Below are 23,576 nucleotides of genomic sequence, written 5' to 3'. Positions count from 1 at the left end.
CCGCGGATCGGTGTATGTGTTGTTTTAGTCCCGAATGTGTTGCTTGTCAACCGTCGCGTGTTCTACGGTGTGTCCATGACCACACCCGCCAGCACCACCCTGAGCGGGACCCCGGTCGTGCCGGGTGTCGCCGCCGGACCCGTCCTCCACGTGCGCGGGGAGGTCTCGCCGGACGCGATCGCGCGCTTCGGTGAGGGCGACTTCGCCGACGCCGACGCCGCCCTCGCCGGCTACGACGAGGCGGCCGCCGCGGTCGCCGCCACCTTCTCCGAGAAGGCCGCGTCGGCGCAGGGGGCCGCGGCCGAGGTGCTCACCGCCAGCGCCGGCCTGGCGCGCGACAAGGGCCTGCGCTCGGCGGTGGCGAAGAACCTCCAGGCCGGGCAGGGCCCGGTGGCGGCCGTGCAGGGCGCCGTCGAGCAGTTCGTCACCATCTTCACCAACATGGGCGGCCTGATGGCCGAGCGGGTCACCGACCTGCGCGACATCGAGCGCCGCGTCGTCGCCCACCTCGTCGGCGAGCCCGCCCCCGGCGTCCCGACCCCCTCGGAGCCGTCGATCCTGGTGGCCGAGGACCTCGCCCCGAGCGACACGTCGGGCCTCGACCCGGCGCTGGTCACCGCGCTCGTCACCGAGCGGGGCGGCGCGACCAGCCACACCGCGATCATCGCCCGCCAGCTCGGCATCCCCTGCGTCGTGGGCGCGGCCGGCATCACCGCGCTGGCCGAGGGCACCTTCGTCGTCGTCGACGGGGAGGCCGGCACCATCGAGCAGGACGCCGACCCCGAGGACGCGCGCTCGCGCGTGGAGGAGAGCCGGCGGCTGCGCGAGGAGCTCGCGTCGTGGACCGGCCCGGCCGCCACCTCCGACGGGATGCCGGTCAAGCTGCTCGCCAACGTCGCGGACGGCCCGTCGGCCGAGTCGGCCGGCACCGAGCCCGTCCAGGGCGTCGGCCTCTTCCGCACCGAGCTGTGCTTCCTCAACCGCAAGGACGAGCCGGGAGTGGAGGAGCAGGCCGACATCTACGCCGGCGTGCTCGCGCCCTACGCCGACGGCCGCTACGTCGTCGTCCGCACCCTCGACGCGGGCTCGGACAAGCCGATCGCCTTCGCCACCCACGAGGGGGAGGAGAACCCCGCCCTCGGCGTCCGCGGGCTCCGGCTCAGCTTCGACAACCCCGGCCTGATGGAGCGCCAGCTCGACGGCATCGCCGCGGCGGCGGAGCGGACGGGCACCGAGACCTGGGTGATGGCGCCGATGGTGGCCACGGTCGCCGAGGCGGCCGACTTCGCCGGGAAGGTCCGCGCCCGCGGCCTGAAGGCCGGGATCATGGTCGAGATCCCGAGCGCGGCGCTGCTCGCCCACCGGATGCTCGAGGTCGTCGACTTCCTCTCCATCGGCACCAACGACCTCACCCAGTACGCCATGGCCGCCGACCGGATGGCCACCGACCTGGCCCACCTCACCGACCCGTGGCAGCCGGCGGTCCTCCAGCTCATCGCCATCACCGCCCACGCGGGCGCGGAGGCCGGCAAGCCCGTCGGCGTGTGCGGCGAGGCGGCCGCCGACCCGCTGCTGGCCACCGCCCTGATCGGCATGGGGATCTCCTCGCTGTCGATGGCCGCCCGCGCCGTCCGCCCGGTCGGCGCCCAGCTGGCCCGGGTCAGCTTCGAGACCTGCGAGGTCGCAGCGGAGGCCGCGCTCGGCGCCCCCGACCCGATGGCCGCCCGTGCGGCCGTACGCGAGGTGCTGGGCCACTGACGCCCGGCACCACCCCCTCACCCCCCTCACCCCGGAGGAAGCAATGACATCTGCCTACGACCAGTACCGCGCGGCCGACCTCGACGTGCCGGACACCGCCTGGGCCTGGCTCCTGCACGGCGCCGGCGAGGACAACATGGGCCGCGACAGCGCCCCCGAGCAGGTCCCCGTCACCGCGCCGGACGCCGACCACATGCTGGTGCGCATCGACAGCGTGGGCCTGTGCTTCTCGGACGTGAAGATCATGCGCCAGGGCGGCAGCCACCCCAAGCTCTACGACCGCGACCTCGCCCAGGACCCCACCCGGCTCGGGCACGAGGTGAGCCTGACCGTCATCGATGTCGGCGACAACCTCGCGGACCGCTACCACCCCGGCCAGCGGCTGGCCGTGCAGCCCGACATCTACCAGGACGGGAAGAGCACGGCCTACGGCTACACGATCCCCGGCGGGCTCATCCAGTACCACCTGATGGGCACCGAGATGCTCGACACCGACGACGGCGCCTGCCTGCTCCCGCTCCCGGACTCGATGGGCTACGCCGAGGCCTCCACGCTCGAGCCGTGGGGCTGCGTGATGGCGGCCTACACCCAGCGGCGCCGCCTCGAGCCGAAGGTGGGCGGGACGATGTGGATCGTCGGGCGTCCCGGCGACGAGCGGGACTACGCCTTCTCCGCCGGCCTGGACGCCCCGTCGACGATCGTGCTCACCGACGCGCCCGCGTCGGTGCGGGCGCTGGTGGAGGCCACGTCGGCCACCGTCGTCGTCCGCGACGGGCTCGGCACCGACGACTACCAGGCCCTGGTCGACGAGCTGACCGACGGCGCCGGTTTCGACGACATCGTCCTGCTCGACCCCCGCTCCGCCGCGACCGCGGGCGCCGTGGCCACCCACATCGCACGGCGCGGCACGCTCAACCTGGTCGGCGAGACCGCCCTGGACGGGCTGGTCGACCTCGACGTCGGCCGGCTGCACTACGACTACACCGCCTACCTCGGCGGACGGGGCCCGGACATCGCCGCCTCCTACGGCGAGGCCCGCAACCGCTGCGACCTGCGCCCGCGCGGCACGACCGTGTTCGTGGGCGCCGGCGGGCCGATGGGGCTGATGCACGTCCAGCGGGCCATCCAGCAGGCCGACGGCCCCCGCACGATCGTCGCCACGGAGGTCAGCGACGAGCGGCTGAAGAGCCTCGAGGACCGGCTGGGCCACCTCGCGGCGAGCAACGACTGCCAGCTGGTCACCTTCAACTCCCAGACCGCGGACCAGTCGCTGCGCGACTTCGTGATGGGGCTCACCGACGGGCGCGGCGCCGACGACGTCGTGGTCAGCGTCCCGATCTCCGGGGTGATGGCCGAGGCCGACACCCTGATGAACCCCGACGGCATGCTGGTCTTCTTCGCGGGCGTCCCCAACGGCACGCTGGCGCCGATGGACCTCAGCCGCGTCTACCTCGACAACGCGCAGTACACCGGGACGTCGGGCCTGACCATCCACGACCAGCAGCTGGTGGTGGACCTCGCCGAGGCCGGCGAGCTGTCGCCGGGGTCGATCGTCGGCGCCGTCGGTGGCATGCGGGCGGCCAAGGACGGTCTCGCGGCGCTGGTGGAGGGCCGCTACTCCGGCAAGGTGCTGATCTTCCCGCAGATCCACGACCTCCCCCTCATGGGGCTCGACGAGCTCGAGGAGAGGCTGCCGGAGGTCGCCGCCGCGCTCGGTCCCGGCGGGACCTGGAACGGCGACGTCGAGAAGGCGCTCTTCGACAGCCAGCTCGGCGGCTGAGCGGTCTACCCAAAACCAAGCATTCGGGCACAGATGGTGCCCGAATGCTTGGCAACGGGCCCGAGTGTGATGTTTACTGCAGACAACATGTGATCGGGGTCACCCCGACGTTCTTCTGGAGGACACACAGCATGGCGACGACAACATCCACTCCCGCGGGCGGCACGTCCGCACGGGTACGCGTGCAGCGGTTCGGCACCTTCCTCTCCAACATGATCATGCCCAACATCCCGGCGCTGATCGCGTGGGGACTCCTGACCGCCCTGTTCATCGACGTCGGGTGGCTGCCCAACGCCGACCTGGCCACGATGGTCGGACCGACCATCCACTACCTGCTCCCGATCCTCATCGCCGCGACCGGCGGCCGGATGGTCCACGGCGACCGCGGTGCCGTCGTCGGTGCCTTCGCCGTGATGGGCGCGATCGCGGGGTCCGACCTGCTGGTTGCGAACTTCAACGCCGACGCCCTCGCCGACTGGCTGGCGGCCGGCAACGCGGAGGGCGACTTCCGGTCCCTCGGCCAGGTCCACATGTTCATCGGCGCGATGATCCTGGGCCCGCTCGCGGCCTACGTCATGAAGCGGGCCGACGCCCTCTGGGACGGCAAGGTCAAGCCCGGCTTCGAGATGCTGGTCAACATGTTCTCGGCCGGCATCGTCGCCTTCGTGATGGCGATCGTGGGCTTCTGGGTCGTGGCGCCGGTCGTCAACGAGATCATGGACGTCCTCGGCAACGCCGTGGAGACCCTGGTCGACAACAACCTGCTGCCGCTGACCTCGCTGCTGATCGAGCCCGCGAAGGTCTTCTTCCTCAACAACGCGATCAACCACGGGGTGCTGACGCCCCTGGGCCTCACCGAGGCCGCGGAGAACGGCAAGTCCGTGCTCTTCCTCCTCGAGGCGAACCCCGGCCCGGGCCTCGGCCTGCTGCTGGCGTACTCGGTCTTCGGGCGCGGTGTCGCCAAGGCGACCGCTCCGGGCGCGGCGATCATCCACTTCCTCGGCGGCATCCACGAGATCTACTTCCCGTACGTGCTGATGAAGCCCAAGCTGATCCTGGCGATGATCGCCGGCGGCATGACCGGCGTCGCGATCAACGTGGCCTTCGACGTTGGCCTGCGTGCGCCGGCCGCTCCGGGATCGATCTTCGCGGTCTACGCGCAGACGGCCCGCGGCAGCTACCTCGGTGTGACGCTCGCGGTGTTCGGCTCCGCAGCGGTGGCCTTCGCGGTGGCCGCGGTGCTGCTCAAGCTCGACAAGTCCGAGGACGAGGGTGACCTCGTGGCCGCGACCTCCTCGATGGAGTCGATGAAGGGCAAGCAGTCGATCGCGTCGTCGGTGCTCGCCGGTGGCGGTGCCGCGACGGCCACGGCGACGCAGCAGATCCGCAGCATCGTCTTCGCCTGCGACGCCGGCATGGGCTCGTCGGCCATGGGCGCCTCGGTGCTCCGCAAGAAGATCCAGGCCGCCGGGCACGACGAGGTCACGGTCGTCAACAAGGCGATCGCCAACCTCGACGACGGCTACGACCTCGTGGTGACCCACCAGGACCTCACCGAACGCGCCCGGGAACGCACGCCGTCCGCCGTCCACGTGTCGGTCGACAACTTCATGGCGAGCCCGCGCTACGACGAGATCGTCACGATGATCGACGAGGGCAAGCGGACCTGACCCGCCCCCGCGCCAGACACCCCCGCACCAGGATCACCCCCGAAGGAAATCACCCCCGAACCGGCCCGGCCCTTCGCACGGAGGGCCGGGCCGCACCACCCCCACCCCCCTGCGCGCCGCGTGGTGGGATGGGGGCACGGACCGACACCGAGGCACACGGAAGAGGAGCGAGACGCACATGGGCGACGTACTGAGCAGGGACTCGATCGTGCTGGGCGGGCAGGCCCGCGACCGCGAGGCGGCGATCACCGAGGCGGGCCGGCTGCTCGTGGCCTCGGGAGCGGTCGACGCGTCCTACGTGGACGCGATGCACCAGCGGGAGGAGTCGGTCTCCACCTTCATGGGCAACGGACTGGCCATCCCGCACGGCACCAACGAGGCGAAGGCGCTGATCACCCGGACCGCGATCTCCTTCGTCCGCTACGACGAGCCGATCGACTGGAAGGGCAGCCCCGCGCGCTACGTCGTGGGGATCGCCGGCGCCGGCGACGACCACCTGACCGTGCTCCAGGCGCTCGCCGGTGCGTTCACCGACGACGACCAGATCGCCGCGCTCGACCGGGCGCAGACCCCGGACGACGTGCTCGCGGTCCTCGGCGACGTCAGCACCTGAGCCCACACCCACCGACCCGAGCGACGGGCCCCCGCCGGACGTCCGGCGGGGGCCCGTTCGCGTCCGGGGCTCAGCTGATCAGCGCGTCGATGTCGGCGAAGCCCGACGCGTCGCCGACCAGCACCTCGCTGCGCCGCCCGTCGACCGACACCGGCACGTCGCCGGCGACGGTGATCCGGCGGACCTCCCGCGGCTCCTCGCCGAAGTCGGCGACGGCGTAGTGCTGCGTGGCGCGGTTGTCCCAGATCGCGACGTCGCCCTCCGCCCAGGTCCAGCGGACGGTGTTCTCCAGTCGGGTCACCCGGTTCTGCAGCAGGTTGAACAGGATGCTCGACTCGAGCTGGTTGTGGCCGACGAGCTGCTTCACGAAGTGGCCGAGCAGCAGGGCCCGCTCACCGGTCTCGGGGTGCACGCGCACCACCGGGTGCGCCGTCTCGTAGCGGGTGCGTCGGAACTCCGCGCGCCGCGCCACCGCGACCGCGTCGTCGTGGTGCTCGGTCAGGTCGCGGTCGGCGTAGTCGTGGTCGTTGGTGTGCACGGCCCAGAGGTTCTCGACGAGCGCCTTCAGCGACTGAGGCAGCCGCTCGTAGGCGTCGACGGTGTTGGCCCAGACGGTGGTGCCGCCGTAGGGCGGGATGGTGACGCCGCGCAGCACGCTGAACGCCGGCACCCGGTCGACGAAGGTGACGTCGGTGTGCCAGCTGTTGGCCGCCATGCCCTTGTTGGCGCTCAGCGTGTAGATCCGCTCGCTGCCGGTGTTGACCGTCGGGTGCGCCGTGGTGAGGGTGCCGAGCCGCTCGGCGAAGGCGATGTGGCCCTCGTCGTCGAGGTGGTGCTGGCCGCGCAGGAAGACCACCTTGTGGCGCAGGATCGCGGCGCGGACCTGCTGCACCGTGGCGTCGTCGAGGTCGCCGGAGAGGCGTACGCCCTCGATGCGCGCGCCGATGCGACCGCCGACGCGGTGCACCTGGACGTCGCCCGGAGCGGAGGCGGTGGTGGGCTGCTGGTCGAGCTGGAGCGTCATGTCGTGGGTCCCCTCGTCAATGTGTAGTGAATCTGTAGACATTGATAGCAGGGAACGACGGCGGGGTGCTCCAGCCCGGCGACGGGTTCGCCCTGCCGCCCCTCGCGGCCACGCCTTGCGGCGGGACCGGGACGCGCGACCGGGGCACGGGCGTCCCGCCGACTCGGCAGGGTGGGGCTCAGCAGGCGGTGACCGCGACCGGTACGCCGTTGAGCGCGGCGTTGCCCGAGACGTCGAGCAGCTCGGGATCGGTGAGGTCGTTGACCGACACGCCGGGCACGGCGCGGCTGCGGCCCATCAGGACGCCGTCCTTCGCGTGGCCGTAGCCGTGGGGGAGCGACACCACGCCCGGCATCAGGTCGTCGGTGGCGGCGACCTCGACCTCGACCGACCCGACCCGCGAGGTCACCCGGACCCGCGCGCCGTCGCTGATCTCGCGCGAGGCCAGGTCGGCGGGGTTCATGAGGAGCTGGTGGCGCGGCCGGCCGCGGGTGAGCCGCTCGGAGTTGTGCATCCACGAGTTGCAGTCCTGCTGGTGCCGCCGCCCGATGAGGAGCAGGTCGTCGGTCGTGGGGACCTCGGCGGCGTCGAGGCGCCGGACGTCGGCGACGACCAGCGCGGGGGCGAGGTCGAGCCGCTCGTCCTTCGATCGCAGCCGACCCGGGAGCTGCCCGGCGCGCAGCGGGCCGAGGTCGATGCCCGACGGTCGGGCGCGCAGCATCTTCAGCGTCACGCCGCTCGACCCGCGCCGCAGCAGCTGCCCGACGAGGAAGGTCGGGCTCGCGGTGAGCCGGGCGCGCTGGACGAGCCGCTTGCGCAGCGGCGCCTTGCGGCTCAGTCGCGCCGCGGTGCGCAGGGTGAGCTCGCGGAAGATCTCCCAGTCGTGGCGCTGGTCGGCGTCCTTCTCGAACACCGCGGGGGTGAAGCGGGCGGTGTCGCGCACCGCGAGCAGGTGGAAGACCAGGTCGTAGTGGTCGCGCTCGAGCGCCGTGGTGGGCGGCAGGATCACGTCGGCGTGGCGCGTCGTCTCGTTGACGTAGATGTCGACCGCGGCCATGAAGTCGAGGCCCTCGAGCGCGGTGTCGAGGCGGGCGCCGTCCGGCGTGGAGAGCACCGGGTTGCCGGCCACGGTCAGCATCGCGCGGACCTGGCCCTCGCCGGGGGTCTCGATCTCCTCGCGCAGCGCCGAGACGGGCAGCTCGCCCGCGGTCTCCGGCAGGCCGCGCACCCGCGAGCGCCACGCGTCGTGGTGGCCGCGCCCGATCAGGCCCGTCCCGACCGCGTCGATGGCGGGGGAGGTGAACATCGCGCCGCCGACCCGGTCGAGGTTGCCGGCGAGGACGTTGAGGCAGTTCACCGCCCACTGGCAGACCGTGCCCCACGGCCCGGCCGAGACGCCGATCCGGCTGTAGGCGACGCCGCCCTCCGCGGCCGCGAGCTCGTGGGCGAGCCGGCGCACGACGTCGGCAGGGACGCCGCTGACCGCCTCGGCGCGCTCGGGGGTGAAGCCGGCGACGAGCTCGACCACCGTCGCGAGCCCGTCGGCGTACGCCGCCACGGTGGGCGCCTCGGGCGTCTCGGCCGTCAGCACGTGCAGCATCGCCAGCAGCACCCACGCGTCGGTGCCGGGCCGGACGAAGTGGTGCTCGTCGGCGACCTTCGCGGTCTCGGTGCGGCGCGGGTCGAGCACGACCATCCGCCCGCCGCGGGCACGCAGGGCGCGGACCCGCCGGGGGAAGTCGGGCACCGTCATCAGCGACCCGTTGGACGCCATCGGGTTGCCGCCAACGACGAGGAAGAACGACGTGCGGTCGACGTCCGGCACCGGCAGCAGCAGCTGGTGGCCGAACATCAGGTGCGCCACGAGCTGGTGGGGGAGCTGGTCGACGGACGTGGCCGAGTAGCGGTTGCGGGTGCGGAACGACTTGAACATCGCGGTGCCGTGGGTCATCGACCCGAGGCTGTGGGCGTTGGGGTTGCCGAGGTAGACGCCGAGCGCGTCGTCGCCGTGCTCCTCGATGACCCGCGCCAGGTTGTCCGCGACCAGGTCGAACGCCTCGTCCCAGCCGATCTCCTCCCAGCCGGACCCGACCCGCCGCACGGGCCGGCGCAGCCGGTCGGGGTCGGCGTAGACGTCCGCGATCGCGACCCCCTTGGGACACACGTGGCCGCGCGAGAGCGGGTCTGCAGGGTTGCCGCGCACGCCGACGACGTCACGCCCCTCGATCGTGAGCTCGAGGCCGCAGATCGCCTCGCACAGGTTGCACACGCCGATCCGCTTCACGCTCGTGCCCGTAGTCGCTTCGCTCCGCTCGCCCATGGCGCCGATCGTGCCACCCCGCGGGAGGTGGTGGGACCGCCCGCGCCGCGGCGACACTCCGGTCGGCTCGTCCCGACCGGGCGGCCGACTCGACAGAACGGAGCACGTCATGGGTTTCGGAGGGCCGATCGGCCTCATCGTCGTCGGACTGATCCTCGCGCTGGCCTTCAACGACCAGCAGGTCGGTCCGCTCCAGATCCCGACCATCGGCTGGATCCTGGTGCTGGCCGGTGCGCTGTGGCTGGTGCTGACGCTCGTCCAGCAGAACACCCGGCGCCGCCACACGACGACCGCCACGACGACCGACGCCCAGGGGCGCCAGGCCACCACCCAGCGCACCACCGAGGCGGACCCGCCGCCCCCGCCGGCCTGAGCCCAGCGCGCGGATTGGGCGGCTCCAGCGGCGCCTCGATATGCTGCACCGGTCACCCGACACGGGTGGCACGCCGTCACGACGGCCGCGGAACCAGAGTGCCCCGGTGAACAGGCCCGGGCGCGCCGCGCAACGAGAGCCGAAGGAGCCCCCATGTCGATTGGTACCGACGCGGAGACCAAGAAGAAGATCATCGCCGAGTACGCCCTGACCGAGGGTGACACCGGTTCGCCCGAGGTGCAGATCGCGCTGCTCAGCCACCGCATCTCGCACCTCACCGAGCACCTCAAGCAGCACAAGCACGACCACCACAGCCGTCGTGGCCTGCTCCTGCTCGTCGGCCAGCGCCGTCGCCTGCTGAACTACCTGCAGAAGACCGAGATCGAGCGCTACCGCTCGATCGTCGAGCGCCTCGGCCTCCGCCGCTGATCACGGATCGGGCGACCTCCCGGACACGGGGGGTCGCCCGAGCCGCATCCGGGGCCCGGCCGCGCTAGTGTCGGCCGTGACGCCCAGCGTCACGCACAACTGAACAACCACAGATCCAGGAGCGACCCGCGCACCCGGCTCGGTCCTCGGTAGTGGCTCTCAGGTGCCCCGCTCAGCGGGTGCCGCACCTGCGGGCCTCGATCGAAGACCGGCACCTCATGCGGCGTCACGGATCGCTCCGCGAAGAGAAAGCAGATCCTGCTTCCATGAGTGAACCCATCATCTCCGCTGTCGAGACCGTCATCGACAACGGCTCGTTCGGCAAGCGCACGGTCAAGTTCGAGACCGGCCTGCTCGCCCGCCAGGCGGCCGGCGCCGTCACGGCGTACCTCGACGACGAGACCATGCTCCTGTCGGCGACCACCGCGGGCAAGACGCCCAAGGACCACTTCGACTTCTTCCCCCTCACGATCGACGTCGAGGAGCGGATGTACGCCGTGGGCCAGATCCCCGGCTCGTTCTTCCGGTCCGAGGGCCGCCCGGGCGAGGACGCGATCCTCACCTGCCGCCTGATCGACCGCCCGCTGCGCCCGACCTTCAAGAAGGGCCTGCGCAACGAGGTCCAGGTCGTCATCACCGTCATGGCGCTCGACCCGAACATGCCCTACGACGTGCTGGCCATCAACGCCGCGTCGATGTCGACCCAGCTGTCCGGCCTGCCGTTCTCCGGCCCGGTCGGCGGCGTGCGCGTCGCGCTCATCGACGGCCAGTGGGTCGCGTTCCCGACCCACCAGCAGCTCGAGTCGGCCGTCTTCGACATGGTCGTCGCCGGTCGCGTCACCGAGTCCGGCGACGTCGCGATCATGATGGTCGAGGCGGAGGCCCCCGAGGACACCTTCACCCTCATCCAGGGCGGCGCCCAGGCGCCGACCGAGGAGGTCGTGGCCGGTGGCCTCGACGCCGCCAAGCCCTTCATCAAGCAGCTCTGCGAGGCCCAGTCGCAGCTCGCCGCCGAGGCCGCCAAGCCGGTCGAGGAGTTCCCGATCTTCCTCGACTACGAGGACGACGTCTACGCCGCGGTCGAGGAGTCGGCCAGCGCCGACCTCGCCGCCGCCATGCAGATCGGCGACAAGCAGGAGCGCGAGTCGCGTACCGACGAGCTCAAGGCCGCCCTGCTCGAGAAGCTCGGCGAGCGGTTCGAGGGTCGCGAGAAGGAGGTCGGCGCGGCGTTCCGCTCGCTGACCAAGGCGCTCGTGCGCCAGCGCGTGCTGCGCGACGAGGTCCGCATCGACGGTCGCGGCCTCGCCGACATCCGTCCGCTGCACGCCGAGGTCGGCGTGATCCCGCGCGTCCACGGCTCGTCGCTCTTCGAGCGCGGCGAGACCCAGATCCTCGGTGTCACCACCCTCGACATGCTCAAGATGGAGCAGCAGCTCGACACGCTGTCGCCGGAGAAGCACCGTCGCTACATGCACAAGTACGTCTTCCCGCCGTTCTCCACGGGCGAGACCGGCCGCGTCGGCTCGCCGAAGCGTCGCGAGGTCGGCCACGGCGCCCTCGCCCGCCGCGCGCTCCTGCCGGTGCTGCCCTCGCGCGAGGAGTTCCCCTACGCGATCCGCCAGCTCTCCGAGGCCATGGGCTCCAACGGCTCGACCTCGATGGGCTCGGTCTGCGCCTCGACCCTGGCGCTGCTGCAGGCCGGTGTCCCGCTGAAGGCGTCCGTCGCGGGCATCGCGATGGGCCTCATCTCCGACGAGGTCGACGGCGAGACCCGCTACGTCGCGCTCACCGACATCCTCGGCGCCGAGGACGCGTTCGGCGACATGGACTTCAAGGTCGCCGGCACCCGCGAGTTCGTCACCGCGCTCCAGCTCGACACCAAGCTCGACGGCATCCCCGCCGAGGTGCTCGCCGCCGCGCTGAACCAGGCCCGCGACGCGCGCCTGGCGATCCTCGACGTGATGGCCGAGGCCATCGACGCGCCGGAGGAGATGTCGGTCCACGCGCCGCGCATCATCACCGTCCGCGTGCCCGTCGACAAGATCGGCGAGGTGATCGGTCCCAAGGGCAAGGTCATCAACCAGATCCAGGACGACACGGGCGCGACGCTGTCCATCGAGGACGACGGCACGGTCTACATCGGCGCGACCAACGGCGAGGCCGCCGAGGCCGCGAAGGCCGCGGTCAACGCGATCGCCAACCCGACCATGCCCGAGGTCGGCGAGCGCTACCTCGGCACGGTCGTCAAGACGACCAACTTCGGTGCGTTCGTCTCGTTGATGCCCGGCAAGGACGGCCTGCTGCACATCAGCAAGCTGCGCGCCCTGGCCGGCGGCAAGCGCGTCGAGGCCGTCGAGGACGTCCTCTCGGTCGGCCAGAAGGTCCAGGTCTCGATCGCCGAGATCGACGACCGCGGCAAGCTCTCGCTGGTCCCCGTCGTCGAGGACGAGGGCGGCTCGGACGAGTCGGCCGAGGCCGAGGCGACCGACGCCGAGTGACCTGATCCACCCCGCTCCACCCGCGACCGGCCGGCCGTCCAGGCCGGCCGGTCGTGGCGTTCCACCGCTGTGCACCACCTTGTGCTCCACCCCGGAAGGACCTCCGTGCAGAAGAACGGCACCACCCGCACCCTCCACACCGTCAAGGACGACGACGGGACGGTGACCTCCCGCGTGCGGCGCACGGTCCTGCCGAGCGGCCTGCGCATCGTCACCGAGCAGATGGCCGGCTCCCGCTCGGCCAGCATCGGGGTGTGGGTCGACGTCGGCTCGCGTGACGAGTCGCCCACGCTGCACGGCTGCTCGCACTTCCTCGAGCACCTGCTCTTCAAGGGCACCCCCGAGCGTTCGGCGATGGAGATCTCGGTCGCCCTCGACGCGGTCGGCGGCGAGTTCAACGCCTTCACCACCAAGGAGTACACGGTCTTCCACGCCCGGGTCCTCGACGAGGACCTGCCGACGGCCGTCGACGTGCTCGGCGACATGGTGACCGCCTCGACCATCACCGAGGCCGACGTCGAGGCCGAGCGCGACGTGATCCTCGACGAGATCGCGATGCACGACGACGACCCCGACGACGTGGTGCACAACCTCTTCGCCGCCCAGGCCTGGGGCGACAGCCCGCTCGGGCGGCCCATCGCCGGCACCGAGGCGTCGATCACCGCGATGACCCGCGCGCAGATCCACCGCTTCTACCGCCGCCACTACCGCCCCGACACCATGGTCGTCTCGGTCGCCGGCAACGTCGAGCACACCGCCGTCGTGCGGCAGGTCGTCAAGGCGTTCGGGCGCGGCGGCTTCCTCGACACCGAGGCCGCGCCGTCGACCTCCCAGCAGTCGGAGAAGGCCCGCAAGGTGCAGCCGGGCGAGTCGCGCACGGTCCGCCCGCAGGAGCAGGTCAACCTGGTCCTCGGCGTCCGCGGCCTCACCCGCACCGACCCGCGCCGCTACGCCCTCGGCGTGCTCAACACCGCGCTCGGCGGCGGCACGTCCTCACGGCTCTTCCAGGAGGTCCGCGAGCACCGCGGGCTGGCCTACTCGGTGTACTCCTTCGCCACCCACCACGCCGACGCCGGCGTGGTCGGGGTCTCCGTGGGCTGCCTGCCCGGGAAGTACGACGCCGTGCTCGAGACCGTGCGCGCGGAGCTCGCCAAGGTGGCCGCCGACGGTCTCACCGCCGAGGAGCTCGAGCGGGGCAAGGGCCAGCTCAAGGGCGGGCTCGTGCTCGGCCTGGAGGACTCCGGGTCGCGGATGTCGCGCATCGGCAAGGCCGAGCTGGTCTTCGACGAGCTGCTGACCATCGACGAGGTGGTCCGGCGGATCGAGGCCGTCACTCTCGAGGACGTCGCCACGCTGGCGAAGGACCTGTTCACCCAGCCCGAGCTGCTGGCCGTGGTGGGTCCGACGGGCTGACGCTGCTCCTCGACCGCTCAGCGGCGGCCGATGAGGCCGATCACCGGGGGAGCCTTCTGCTCCACCACGCTCACCCGGAAGCCGCCGCGCAGCAGGTTCTCCGACGCCTTCTTCACGATGTTGGGGACCAGCTCGGGGCGCGCCGCCTCGTAGAACAGGTAGACCGCGCCGCCGGGCACCACACGCTCATGGAGCAGGGCGATCTCGTCGTCGCACGCGCGGACCCAGAACAGGTTCACGTTGAAGGCGAACACCTTGTTGAGCCGCTTGACCGGGACCCGCAGCGTGGCGAGGTCGATCTGGCGCACGACGAGCCGGCCGGCGTCGACGTACTGCTGGTTGCGCCGCTTGGTCCGGTCCACGCCGGACTCGGAGCGGTCGATCGCGAACAGCTTGCCCGTCTCCAGCTTGCTGCAGATCGCCTCGGCGCCGGCGCCCGGGCCGCAACCGATCTCCAGGACCTGGTCGCCCGGCTGGACGTCCATGAGGTCGACGGCCCACTTGATGCGCGGCGGGATGGTCGAGGTCGGCATGGCGTACAGCCTGCCAGACGGGGGGTGAGCCGTCAGCCACCGCCACCCTGCGATCCGGGTCGGCGATAGGTTGGTCGCCGTGAGCAGCGCTGAGCGACCCGATCCCGACACTGCCGGCCCGACCCGCGTGGGCGTGCTGGGCGCCCGCGGCAAGGTCGGCAGCGAGGTCTGCCGGGCCGTGGCGGCCGCCGCCGACCTCGAGCTCGCCGCGACCGTCGACGCGGGCGACGACGTCGAGGAGCTGGTCCGCGCCGGCGTCCAGGTCGTCGTCGACTTCACCCACCCCGACGTGGTGATGGACAACCTGCGCTTCTGCATCGAGCACGGCATCCACGCGGTCGTCGGCACCACCGGCTTCGACGACGAACGGCTCGCGCGCCTCGGCGAGTGGCTCGACGCGTCGCCCGGCACCGGGGTGCTGATCGCGCCCAACTTCTCGGTCGGCGCGATCTTGATGATGCGCTTCGCCGCGCAGGCGGCGCCGTTCTTCGAGTCCGTCGAGGTCGTCGAGCTGCACCACCCCGACAAGGCCGACGCCCCGTCCGGCACCGCGACCCGCACCGCCCGCCTCATCGCCGAGGCGCGGCGCGAGGCCGGCTGCGCGCCGATGCCCGACGCGACCTCCTCGGGCCTCGAGGGTGCGCGCGGCGCGGACGTGGAGGGCGTACGCGTCCACGGGCTGCGGGTGCGTGGCCTCGTCGCCCACCAGGAGGTCGTGCTCGGGGCGGCGGGGGAGACGCTCACCATCCGCCACGACTCGCTGGACCGGGTCTCCTTCACGCCCGGCGTGCTGGTGGGCGTGCGCGCGATCGGCGACCGGCCGGGCCTCACGGTGGGGCTCGACGGCTTCCTCGACATCGGCTGACCCTGAGGGGGAGTAACCCCGGTCACCGGTCCTCGTTGGACCGGTGACCGCCGCGGTCCGCTCGGGGACCCCGGCTTCCACTCTCGGGAAGGCCCCCACCATGCGCAGAACCGCAGGAATCGCCGCGCTCGCCGTCACCGCTGCCGCCGCCGCAGCGCTGCCGCTCACCACGGCCACGAGCGCCCAGGGCGCGCCGACCGCGGCCTCCGGGACGGCACTCGCCGCACCCGCCGACGCCGTCGCCGGCGCCCTCGCGGCGCTCGGCTCCCACGACGGCGCGGCCCGCGCCACCGAGGACCAGGACTTCGTGGCCCGCTCCACGGTGGTCGACCCCGACGGCACCACCCACGTCCGCCTCGACCGCACCCTCGACGGGCTCCGGGTCCTCGGCGGCGACCTCGTGGTCCACCAGGACGCGTCCAACGCCTGGGAGGGCGTGAGCCAGACGCTCGCCCGGCCGCTGACGCTCGACACCCGACCCGGGGTCGCCCGGTCCGCCGCCCAGCGCGCGGTGCTGGCGCGCAACGCCCGCACCTCGGCCGTCCGCGGCGATGCGAGGACCGAGGCCAGCGAGCTGGTCGTCGACGCGACCGGCGCGGTCCCACGCCTGGCGTGGGAGGTCCTCACCGGCGGCACCCAGGCCGACGGCACCCCGTCGCGCCTAGCGACCTACGTCGACGCCCGCACCGGCCTGGTGATCCGCAGCGAGCAGCAGATCGTCAACGTCGACGGCCAGGGCCAGACGCTCTACAGCGGCACGGTCCCGCTGCAGGTCAGCGACTCGGGGACGTCGTACACGCTGAAGGACGCCACGCGCGGCGGCACGTACACGACCGACATGAAGAACGCCGAGGACTCCCTCCTCTGCCAGGTCTTCGGAGCGGGCTGCAAGGCCGGCACCACGGTCACCTCGACCACCACGACGTTCGGCAACGGCGCCACCTCCGACCGCGCCAGCGCCGCCGCCGACGCGCAGTACGGCTCGAACGAGACGTGGGACTACTTCCAGTCCGTCCACGACCGCGACGGCATCTGGGGCGACGGACGCGGGTCCTTCAACCGCGTCCACTACGGCAACGGCTACGTCAACGCCTTCTGGGACGGCACGAAGATGACCTACGGCGACGGTGACGGGGTCAGCTTCGGCCCGCTGGTGTCCCTGGACGTGGCCGGGCACGAGATGTCGCACGGCGTGACGGAGAACTCCGCGGGCCTGACCTACTCGGGCGAGTCCGGCGGCCTCAACGAGGCGACGTCCGACATCTTCGGCACCGCGGTCGAGTTCTACGCCGCCAACGCCAACGACCCGGGCGACTACCTGATCGGCGAGGAGTTCGACCTCGCCCAGCACGCCGGCTTCCGCCGGATGGACCGCCCGTCGGCCGACGGCAGCTCGCTCGACTGCTGGAGCCCCACGGCGAAGGACGTCGACGTGCACTACTCCTCCGGCATCGGCAACCACTTCTTCTACCTGCTCGCCGAGGGCAGCGGCGCGAAGACGATCAACGGCGTCGCCCACAGCTCCTCGACCTGCGACGGCTCGACGGTGACCGGCATCGGCCGCGACGCCGCGGCGAAGATCTGGTACCGCGCGCTGACGGTCTACATGACCTCGGGCACGACCTACGCCGGTGCCCGCACCGCCACGCTCAGCGCCGCGCAGGACCTCTTCGGCGCCGGCAGCACCCAGCACGCCGCCGTCGCCGCGGCCTGGAGCGCCGTGTCGGTCGGCTGACCGGCTCCCAGGGGGTGGGGGCGTCAGACGAGGCGGGCCAGGGCCGCCACGACCGACGCCCCCACCACCACGACCAGGAACGGCGCCCGCAGCAGCAGCGCGACCACGGCGAAGCCGAGCCCCAGGACGCGGGCGTCCACGGTGAGCGACGTTCCGCCCGAGAACACCTGGACCGCCACCAGCGCCGCCAGCAGCGCCACCGGGATGAGGTCGGCGACGCGCTCGACCGTCGGGTGGCTCAGCACCCGCTCGGGCAACGAGAGCCCGGCGAGCTTGAGCAGGTAGCAGCCGACGCCGGCGACCAGGACCGCGGTCCACATCAGCGGTGACCTCCCGCCACGTCGTCCGGCCCGGGGACCTCGGTCGGGTCCCCGCCCGTGCCGAGCACGCCGACCAGCACCGCGACGCCGCCCGCCGCCAGCACCGGCACGCCGGGTGCGGTCAGCGGCACCACCGACAGCGCCACCGCGGCCGCCAGGACGCCCACGAGCACGTTGCGGCGGTCCGCGAGCCGGGGCCAGAGCAGGGCGAGGAAGGCCGCCCCCACCGCCGCGTCGAGCCCGAAGGTCCGCGGGTCGCCCACCGCCTCGCCGGCGAACGCGCCGATCGCGGTCGCGACGTTCCACAGCACGAAGACCGCCAGACCGGTGGTCAGGAAGCCGAGCCGGGCGGCCGCCGTGGTGCCGCGGTTGACCGCCATCGCGGTCGACTCGTCGATCAGCACGTGCGCGGCCGCGGCGCGCCGCCACCCGCGCCAGCGCAGCAGCGGCGCCATCCGCAGGCCGTAGAGCGTGTTGCGGGTGCCGAGCAGGAGCGCGGTCGCCGCTCCCGACAGGGGAGCGCCGCCGGCCGCGACGACGCCGGCCAGGGCGAACTGGCTGGCGCCGGTGAACATCAGCAGCGACAGCACGCACGTCTGGGCCACGCTCAGCCCGGAGGCGACCGACACCGCGCCGAAGCCGACGCCGTACGCGCCGGTCGCGATGCCGACGGCCAGCCCGTCTCGGACGATGCCCGCGCGCTCGTCGGGGGACAGGGGGGCGTCGCTCACCCCGCCGAGGCTAGTGCGTGGTCAGGGCGTACGCCGTCGCGCCCGGGCGGGGCGGGTCCGCCGCCGGTGGAAGTCGTGCACGAGGACGAACGCCGCGGCCGCGCCGGCGCTGCTCCCGGCCAGCAGGCCCGCCCGCAGGTTGAGCGGGACCTCGGGCATCACCCCGACCCAGAGGCCGATGCCGGTGCAGACGACGAGCGCCCCCACGACGAGCAAGAGACGGTGCAGGGCGGGAAGCGGTCCGAACATGTGGTGTGACCCCCGTGGCGGGCCGGCCGGTCGGCCAGCACCTCCCATGGTGACGCCCGTCACACCGAAATCAAGCACCCAAAGGGAGGATCTTCGTACGCCCCGGACGACCGGGTCGCGGTGCCGAGCGGGTCACCCGATCGCGGTGTGCAGCCGGACCTGCCGGACCCGGGTGGCGCCCGTGCCGTCCAGGTCGAGCTCGCGGTGCGCGGTGTCCGGGGCCCAGCCCGCGTCGGTGAGGAAGGTGCGCAGCGCGTCGTCGCCGGCGTTGACCCAGCTCACCGCACGGGTGAAGCGGTCGGCGGCGAGGGTGTCGACCGCCGCCTGCAGCAGCCGGGAGCCGTGGCCCTTGCCGCGCTCGTGGGGGTCGAGCGTCACCTCCGAGACCTCACCGTCGGCGAGCGGGTCGCAGTCGGGGTCGGCCGCCGGGGCGGTGAGCGCGAAGCCCACCACGCGGTTGCGCTCCAGCGCGACCAGCACCCGGTGGCGGGCGTCGGCCGGGCGCGACAGCGAGCGGTGCCACTGGGCGGCCACCGCGTCGACGTCGGTCGGGAACGCCTCGGCGGGCAGCACGCCGGCGTAGAGGTCGGGCCACGCCCGCACCTGGAGCGCGGCGATCGCGTCGGCGTCGTCGGACCACGCGACGCGCACCGACACGTCGGCGGTCGGGCCGCCGGAGGCAGGGGTCATCGGTAGGTCTCGGGGAGCTTCTGGCCGATCTTGACCTGCGGCTTGGGCAGCCGCAGGAACTTCATCTGCAGCGACCGCATCACGGCGTAGCCCGTCGCGCCCTTGGTGGGCTGCCCCGGGAAGCGGCGGGCGAGCTCGCGGCGCAGCCGGAAGCGCAGCATCACGATGTCGACGATGATCACCATGATGGTGGTGAACATGATCGTGTTGCCGATCTGCACCAGGCTCTGCCTGCCGGTCGTGCCGAGCACCAGGGAGAGCAGGAGCAGCGGGAGCATCAGCTCGATGAAGGAGAACCGCGAGTCGACGGAGTCGCGGATGAACCGGCGCACCGGACCGCGGTCGCGGGCGGGCAGGAAGCGGTCGTCGCCGGTCTTCATCGCCTCGCGCATCCGGCGCGAGGCGTCACCGCGCGCGGCGCTGCGGGCGGCGGCCTGCTCCTTGCGGGTCCGGGGCGTACGGGCGCGGGCGCGAGCGGCCGCCTCCGCCTCCTTGCGGGTCGGGGTGGGGCGACCCTTCCCGCCCGCCTTCTCGGGGGCGGCGGAGGTCTGGGGCTCGGAGCTGGAACGACGGAACAACGCTGCTGCCTTCACGTGGATCGGATGCTGGGCGCAGCCTATCCCGCGGCTGCGGCAGCGCGGCGCCCCGCCGACGTCAGGACAAGTCCCTACCTCGCGCTTGGCTTTGGTCCTAGGGTGAGGACAACGTCACGGCGGGTTCCACCAGCCATTCCACGCATGACCGAGAGAGGGTCCGCACCCCGATGAGTCTCATGAAGCGCGTCAGCCTGATCTTCCGCTCCAAGGCCAACACGGCCCTGGACAGGGCCGAGGACCCCCGCGAGACCCTGGACTACAGCTACCAGCGCCAGCTCGAGCTGCTCTCGAAGGTGCGCCGTGGCGTCGCCGACGTCGCGACCAGCCGCAAGCGGGTCGAGCTCCAGGTCAACCAGCTCGAGCAGCAGGCCGCCAAGCTGCAGGGGCAGGCCGAGAAGGCGATCGGCGCCGGACGCGAGGACCTCGCCCGCGAGGCGCTGACCCGCAAGTCCGGCCTCGCCCAGCAGATCACCAGCCTCAAGGAGCAGCAGGCCACGCTCCAGGGCGAGGAGGAGAAGCTGGTCCTCGCCCAGCAGCGCCTGCAGGCGAAGGTCGAGGCGTTCCGGACCCGCAAGGAGACGATCAAGGCCACCTACACCGCGGCCGAGGCCCAGACCCGCATCGGCGAGGCCATGTCCGGCATCGGCGAGGAGATGGGCGACGTCGGCCTGGCCATCCAGCGGGCCGAGGACAAGACCGCCCAGATGCAGGCCCGCGGTGCGGCGATCGACGAGCTCATCGCCTCCGGCGCGCTCGACGACGCCTCCTCGCTCAACGCCGGCGACGACATCGCCCGCGAGCTCGACGCGCTCAGCTCCAACACCGACGTCGAGGCCGAGCTGGCCCGGCTCAAGGCCGGCTCGTCCGCGCCGCAGGCCATCGAGGCCGCCGACGACGGCGGTGACATCCTCGAGGCCGCGCCCGAGCAGCAGGCGGCGCAGCGTCCCACCGAGGGCGGCCAGGCATGATCGTCCGGATCCTCGGCGAGGGGCAGTACGACCTCGACGACGGGGCGCTCGACGCCCTCAACGGCCTCGACCAGCAGGTCGAGAACGCCGTGGAGTCCGGCGACGAGGACATGTTCCGCACCGCGCTCCAGGGGCTGCTCGCCGCGGTCCGCTCGAGCGGCACCCACCACGCCGCGGACTCCCTCGACGAGTCCGACCTGATCCTGCCGCCGCCCGACGCGACGATCGACGAGGTCCGCGAGCTGCTGGGCGACGACGGCCTGATCCCGGGCTGAGCCGCCGGGTGGCGACGTCGCGCTTCGTCGGGGACTCCGGGCTGACCGCCCGGATGACCCTCACGATGTTCCTGCTCGGAGGGCTGTTCGTGGCGCTCGTGGTCGCCCTGATGGCGACCTTCCGCGGCTACTCCGTCCTGATCGCGGTGATCGCGGTCGCGGTCGCGTTCTACCAGTGGTGGACCTCCGACACGGTGGCGATGCGGGCGATGCGTGCCCGCGAGGTCACGCCGGAGCAGGCGCCGGAGCTGCACGGGATGATCGACCGGCTGTGCGCGCTGGCCGACATGCCGAAGCCGCGCGTCGGCATCGCCGACCTGGCGGTGCCCAACGCGTTCGCCACCGGCCGCTCGCCCGACCGGTCGGTGGTCTGCGTGACGACCGGGATCCTCGGGGTCCTCGACGCCGAGGAGCTCGAGGCCGTCCTCGCCCACGAGCTCAGCCACGTCGCGCACCGCGACGTGCTCGTCATGACCGTCGCGTCGTCGGCCGGGATCGCGGCGGGCCTGCTGCTGCGCTTCACGCAGTTCGGCGCGATGGGCCGCTCGCGCAACAGCAACGGCGCCCTGCCGGCCGTGCTCGTCGCGCTGGTCGTCAGCCTGGTGGTCTACGCCGTCAGCTTCGTGCTGCTCCGCCTGCTCTCGCGCTACCGCGAGCTCAGCGCCGACCGCGCGGGGGCGTACCTCACCCTCAAGCCGGCGTCGCTGGCCTCGGCCCTGCAGAAGATCAGCGGCGAGGTCGCCGCGACTCCGCGCCGGGACCTCCGGGCCGCCGGTGCCGCCAGCGCGCTGTGCATCGTGCCGGCCCTCAGCGGCGGGCTCAGCGGGCTCGCCGCCACGCACCCGCCGCTCCAGCAGCGCCTCGAGCAGCTGGCCCGGATCCAGGCCGAGCTGAGCAGGCCGACCGGATGACGGGGGAGCGCTGATGGGGCTGTGGGAGGCGGTCCGTGGCCGCGCGCGGCCCCGGCGCAACGACCTCGACGCGCTGTTCCACGTCCCGAGCGCGGCGATCACGCTGCAGACGGCGCTGGGCTTCGAGCCGACCGGGCAGGCGTCGGTCTGCTACCGACCGGCTGCGGGGGCCGCGTTCGCGCAGGCCCAGGCCGACCTCGAGGGGCTGCTGCGCGACGCCGCCGACGCGCCCGAGGTCACCGTCACGCGGGACGACTTCGGGTTCACCTGGTTGGTCGTCACGGGTGACCCCGCCGACGTCGCCGGCCTGTGCACGGACCTGCACGCGGTCAACACGACGCTGGAGCTCAACGGCTTCGCGGGCAGCCTGCTGTGCTCGCTGGTGCCGTTCGCCGACGCCGCGGGACGGCGCTTCGGCCTGACCTACCTCTACAAGCAGGGCACCTTCTACCCCTTCGCGCCGACCGGCGACCAGGAGCGTGACACGCTCCTCGAGCTCTCGGTGCGCGACCTCTTGGACAAGGAGCTTCCGATGGAGCCCGACCTGCAGCGCTGGCTCGCCGTGTGGAAGGCGCCGGGCCTGTGAGCCCCGACGAGACGCGCCCGGACGACGGCCCCCAGCGCGACGCCCGGCGCGACGCCCAGCGCGATCGCGCCATCGGCGCCTACCACGTGCTCGACTCCGAGCCCCGCCGCGAGCTCACCGCGCTCGTGGACCTGGCCGCCCAGGTCGCCGGCGTGCCCTACGCCACGATCAACCTGCTGACCAGCAGCCTCCAGCACCAGGTCGCCACCGCCGGCTTCGTCGGGTCGGACTCGCCGGCCGAGGAGTCGATGTGCCGCACGGTCGTCGACCTCGGCGAGCCGGTGATGGTCGCCGACGCCAGCCAGGACGACCGCTACGCCGACAGCCCGTGGACGACCGGCGAGGTCGCGGCCGTGAAGTTCTACGGCTCGCACCCGCTCCGGACGCCCGACGGCGTGGTGATCGGCACCCTGTGCGTCTTCGACGACGAGGCCCAGCGGGTGACCCCCGAGGCCACGGCGGGCCTGGCCCAGCTGGCCGACCGGGTGGTCGACGTCCTCGAGCTGGAGCTGGCCGGCCGGCGCCTGCGCGAGGCGAACGCCCGGCTGGCGCAGTCCAACGAGCGGCTGGCGCACTTCGCCGGCCAGGTGACGCACGACCTGAAGAACCCGCTCACCTCGATCTCGCTGTCGCTCGAGGCGCTCGAGATGGAGGTCACCGACCCCTACCAGGTCGACACGGTCGCGCGGGCGCGTCGCGGCGTGGACCGGATGACCGAGATGATCGCCAACCTGCTGGCCTTCGCCTCGCAGGGCTCGGCTCCCGGGCACGACGAGGTCGACCTCGCGGTGGAGATGCAGGCGGCGCTCGACGACGTGGCCGGCCGGGTCGACCGGTCCTGCGTCACGGTCGAGTCGCTGCCGGTCGTGCGGGGCGACGGAGTCCAGCTGCGCTCGGTCCTGATGAACCTCGTCGACAACGCCGCGAAGTTCACCCTCCTCGGCGAGCAGCCCGCCATCGAGGTGGTGGGGGTCGAGCTCGAGGACCGCCACCGCGTCGAGGTCCGCGACCGAGGTCGCGGGGTGCCGGCCGACAAGCGCGAGCGCGTCTTCGCGCCCCTCGCGCGCCTGGACAAGAGCGTCGAGGGGTCGGGCCTGGGGCTGGCGACCTGCCGGCGCATCGTCGAGGCCCACGGCGGGTCGATCGGCGTCGACGAGCGCGACGGTGGCGGCTCCGTCTTCTGGTTCGAGCTGCCGGTCCACTGAGCCGGCCGAGGGAGGCTGGGGGAGGCTGGTGGAG

At 72.6% G+C, this 23,576-nt stretch carries 23 protein-coding genes; 15 read left to right on the top strand and 8 right to left on the bottom strand.

Translation table 11 applies throughout. The features are described 5' to 3' along the window. The first annotated feature begins 75 nt into the window (after positions 1-75). From ptsP to LN652_RS05480, 4 genes are all read left to right on the top strand, one after another. Positions 76-1,758 carry a phosphoenolpyruvate--protein phosphotransferase gene (ptsP, locus tag LN652_RS05495; protein WP_230443679.1) on the top strand — a complete coding sequence of 561 codons (1,683 nt, stop codon included), beginning with the start codon at positions 76-78 and terminating at the stop codon, positions 1,756-1,758. Positions 1,759-1,801: 43 nt separating this feature from the next. Continuing rightward, positions 1,802-3,538 (top strand): zinc-binding dehydrogenase, encoded by a 1,737-nt coding sequence (locus LN652_RS05490; protein ID WP_230443678.1) that lies wholly within the window; start codon positions 1,802-1,804, stop codon positions 3,536-3,538. A 131-nt stretch (positions 3,539-3,669) separates the two neighbouring features. Continuing rightward, on the top strand, positions 3,670-5,208 hold the full coding sequence (locus tag LN652_RS05485) for a PTS mannitol transporter subunit IICB (protein ID WP_230443677.1): 1,539 nt from the start codon (positions 3,670-3,672) through the stop codon (positions 5,206-5,208). Positions 5,209-5,386: 178 nt separating this feature from the next. Continuing rightward, the gene (locus tag LN652_RS05480; protein WP_230443676.1) at positions 5,387-5,821 is read left to right on the top strand and encodes a PTS sugar transporter subunit IIA; all 435 of its coding nucleotides are present in this window, start codon (positions 5,387-5,389) and stop codon (positions 5,819-5,821) included. Between the two features lie 70 nt (positions 5,822-5,891). On the opposite strand, the gene LN652_RS05475 is transcribed toward LN652_RS05480, so the two are convergent. Next, the gene (locus LN652_RS05475) at positions 5,892-6,845 is read right to left on the bottom strand and encodes a TauD/TfdA dioxygenase family protein (protein ID WP_230443675.1); all 954 of its coding nucleotides are present in this window, start codon (positions 6,843-6,845) and stop codon (positions 5,892-5,894) included. Between the two features lie 178 nt (positions 6,846-7,023). Continuing rightward, positions 7,024-9,129, bottom strand: coding sequence for a molybdopterin-dependent oxidoreductase (locus LN652_RS05470; protein ID WP_230443674.1), 2,106 nt, complete (start codon positions 9,127-9,129; stop codon positions 7,024-7,026). 145 nt (positions 9,130-9,274) lie between these two features. Between LN652_RS05470 and LN652_RS05465 the strand changes: the two genes are divergently transcribed. The 4 genes from LN652_RS05465 to LN652_RS05450 all read left to right on the top strand — a co-directional run bounded on the left by LN652_RS05465 (position 9,275) and on the right by LN652_RS05450 (position 13,878). Next, entirely contained in the window at positions 9,275-9,538 is a 264-nt protein-coding gene (locus tag LN652_RS05465; protein WP_230443673.1) for a DUF6458 family protein, read from the top strand. 153 nt (positions 9,539-9,691) lie between these two features. Then, positions 9,692-9,967 (top strand): 30S ribosomal protein S15, encoded by a 276-nt coding sequence (rpsO, locus tag LN652_RS05460; protein WP_186340976.1) that lies wholly within the window; start codon positions 9,692-9,694, stop codon positions 9,965-9,967. 266 nt (positions 9,968-10,233) lie between these two features. Beyond that, entirely contained in the window at positions 10,234-12,465 is a 2,232-nt protein-coding gene (locus tag LN652_RS05455) for a polyribonucleotide nucleotidyltransferase (protein ID WP_230443672.1), read from the top strand. 105 nt (positions 12,466-12,570) lie between these two features. Continuing rightward, positions 12,571-13,878 (top strand): M16 family metallopeptidase, encoded by a 1,308-nt coding sequence (locus LN652_RS05450; protein ID WP_230443671.1) that lies wholly within the window; start codon positions 12,571-12,573, stop codon positions 13,876-13,878. Between the two features lie 17 nt (positions 13,879-13,895). Here LN652_RS05450 and LN652_RS05445 read toward each other — a convergent pair whose 3' ends face one another. Then, positions 13,896-14,411 (bottom strand): class I SAM-dependent methyltransferase, encoded by a 516-nt coding sequence (locus tag LN652_RS05445; RefSeq protein WP_211731329.1) that lies wholly within the window; start codon positions 14,409-14,411, stop codon positions 13,896-13,898. A gap of 79 nt (positions 14,412-14,490) precedes the next feature. Here LN652_RS05445 and dapB point away from each other — a divergent pair, with 79 nt between their 5' ends. Both dapB and LN652_RS05435 read left to right on the top strand, forming a co-directional pair. Continuing rightward, positions 14,491-15,276: a 4-hydroxy-tetrahydrodipicolinate reductase gene (gene dapB / locus LN652_RS05440; RefSeq protein WP_230443670.1), complete on the top strand. Its 786-nt coding sequence runs from the start codon at positions 14,491-14,493 to the stop codon at positions 15,274-15,276. A 100-nt stretch (positions 15,277-15,376) separates the two neighbouring features. Further along, entirely contained in the window at positions 15,377-17,011 is a 1,635-nt protein-coding gene (locus LN652_RS05435) for a M4 family metallopeptidase (protein ID WP_230443669.1), read from the top strand. A 23-nt stretch (positions 17,012-17,034) separates the two neighbouring features. On the opposite strand, the gene LN652_RS05430 is transcribed toward LN652_RS05435, so the two are convergent. The 5 genes from LN652_RS05430 to LN652_RS05410 all read right to left on the bottom strand — a co-directional run bounded on the left by LN652_RS05430 (position 17,035) and on the right by LN652_RS05410 (position 19,579). Continuing rightward, entirely contained in the window at positions 17,035-17,331 is a 297-nt protein-coding gene (locus tag LN652_RS05430) for an AzlD domain-containing protein (RefSeq protein WP_230443668.1), read from the bottom strand. Continuing rightward, on the bottom strand, positions 17,331-18,062 hold the full coding sequence (locus LN652_RS05425) for an AzlC family ABC transporter permease (protein ID WP_230443667.1): 732 nt from the start codon (positions 18,060-18,062) through the stop codon (positions 17,331-17,333). Before LN652_RS05425 ends, LN652_RS05430 begins: the two co-directional genes overlap by 1 nt. A 21-nt stretch (positions 18,063-18,083) precedes the next feature. Further along, the gene (locus tag LN652_RS05420; protein WP_230443666.1) at positions 18,084-18,269 is read right to left on the bottom strand and encodes a hypothetical protein; all 186 of its coding nucleotides are present in this window, start codon (positions 18,267-18,269) and stop codon (positions 18,084-18,086) included. Between the two features lie 174 nt (positions 18,270-18,443). Further along, on the bottom strand, positions 18,444-19,001 hold the full coding sequence (locus tag LN652_RS05415) for a GNAT family N-acetyltransferase (protein ID WP_230443665.1): 558 nt from the start codon (positions 18,999-19,001) through the stop codon (positions 18,444-18,446). Then, positions 18,998-19,579, bottom strand: coding sequence for a DUF3043 domain-containing protein (locus tag LN652_RS05410; protein ID WP_230443664.1), 582 nt, complete (start codon positions 19,577-19,579; stop codon positions 18,998-19,000). The genes LN652_RS05415 and LN652_RS05410 overlap by 4 nt, the downstream gene beginning before the upstream one ends. Before the next feature lie 185 nt (positions 19,580-19,764). Between LN652_RS05410 and LN652_RS05405 the strand changes: the two genes are divergently transcribed. From LN652_RS05405 to LN652_RS05385, 5 genes are read left to right on the top strand one after another with little or no spacing between them, the layout of a single operon-like run. Beyond that, positions 19,765-20,565, top strand: coding sequence for a PspA/IM30 family protein (locus tag LN652_RS05405; protein WP_230443663.1), 801 nt, complete (start codon positions 19,765-19,767; stop codon positions 20,563-20,565). Then, positions 20,562-20,840, top strand: coding sequence for a PspA-associated protein PspAA (pspAA, locus tag LN652_RS05400; protein WP_230443662.1), 279 nt, complete (start codon positions 20,562-20,564; stop codon positions 20,838-20,840). Before LN652_RS05405 ends, pspAA begins: the two co-directional genes overlap by 4 nt. 8 nt (positions 20,841-20,848) lie before the next feature. Continuing rightward, the gene (gene htpX / locus LN652_RS05395; RefSeq protein WP_230443661.1) at positions 20,849-21,751 is read left to right on the top strand and encodes a zinc metalloprotease HtpX; all 903 of its coding nucleotides are present in this window, start codon (positions 20,849-20,851) and stop codon (positions 21,749-21,751) included. Between the two features lie 13 nt (positions 21,752-21,764). Continuing rightward, entirely contained in the window at positions 21,765-22,337 is a 573-nt protein-coding gene (gene pspAB / locus LN652_RS05390) for a PspA-associated protein PspAB (RefSeq protein WP_230443660.1), read from the top strand. Continuing rightward, complete coding sequence (locus LN652_RS05385; RefSeq protein ID WP_230443659.1) at positions 22,334-23,542, top strand: sensor histidine kinase; 1,209 nt, start codon at positions 22,334-22,336, stop codon at positions 23,540-23,542. Before pspAB ends, LN652_RS05385 begins: the two co-directional genes overlap by 4 nt. Positions 23,543-23,576 lie beyond the last annotated feature (34 nt).

Origin of the sequence: Nocardioides okcheonensis (assembly GCF_020991065.1) — a bacterium.
Taxonomy (GTDB): Bacteria; Actinomycetota; Actinomycetes; order Propionibacteriales; family Nocardioidaceae; genus Nocardioides; species Nocardioides okcheonensis.
The sequence above is the reverse complement of the archived record's forward strand: the minus strand, read 5'-3'. Positions and strand labels throughout refer to the sequence as shown.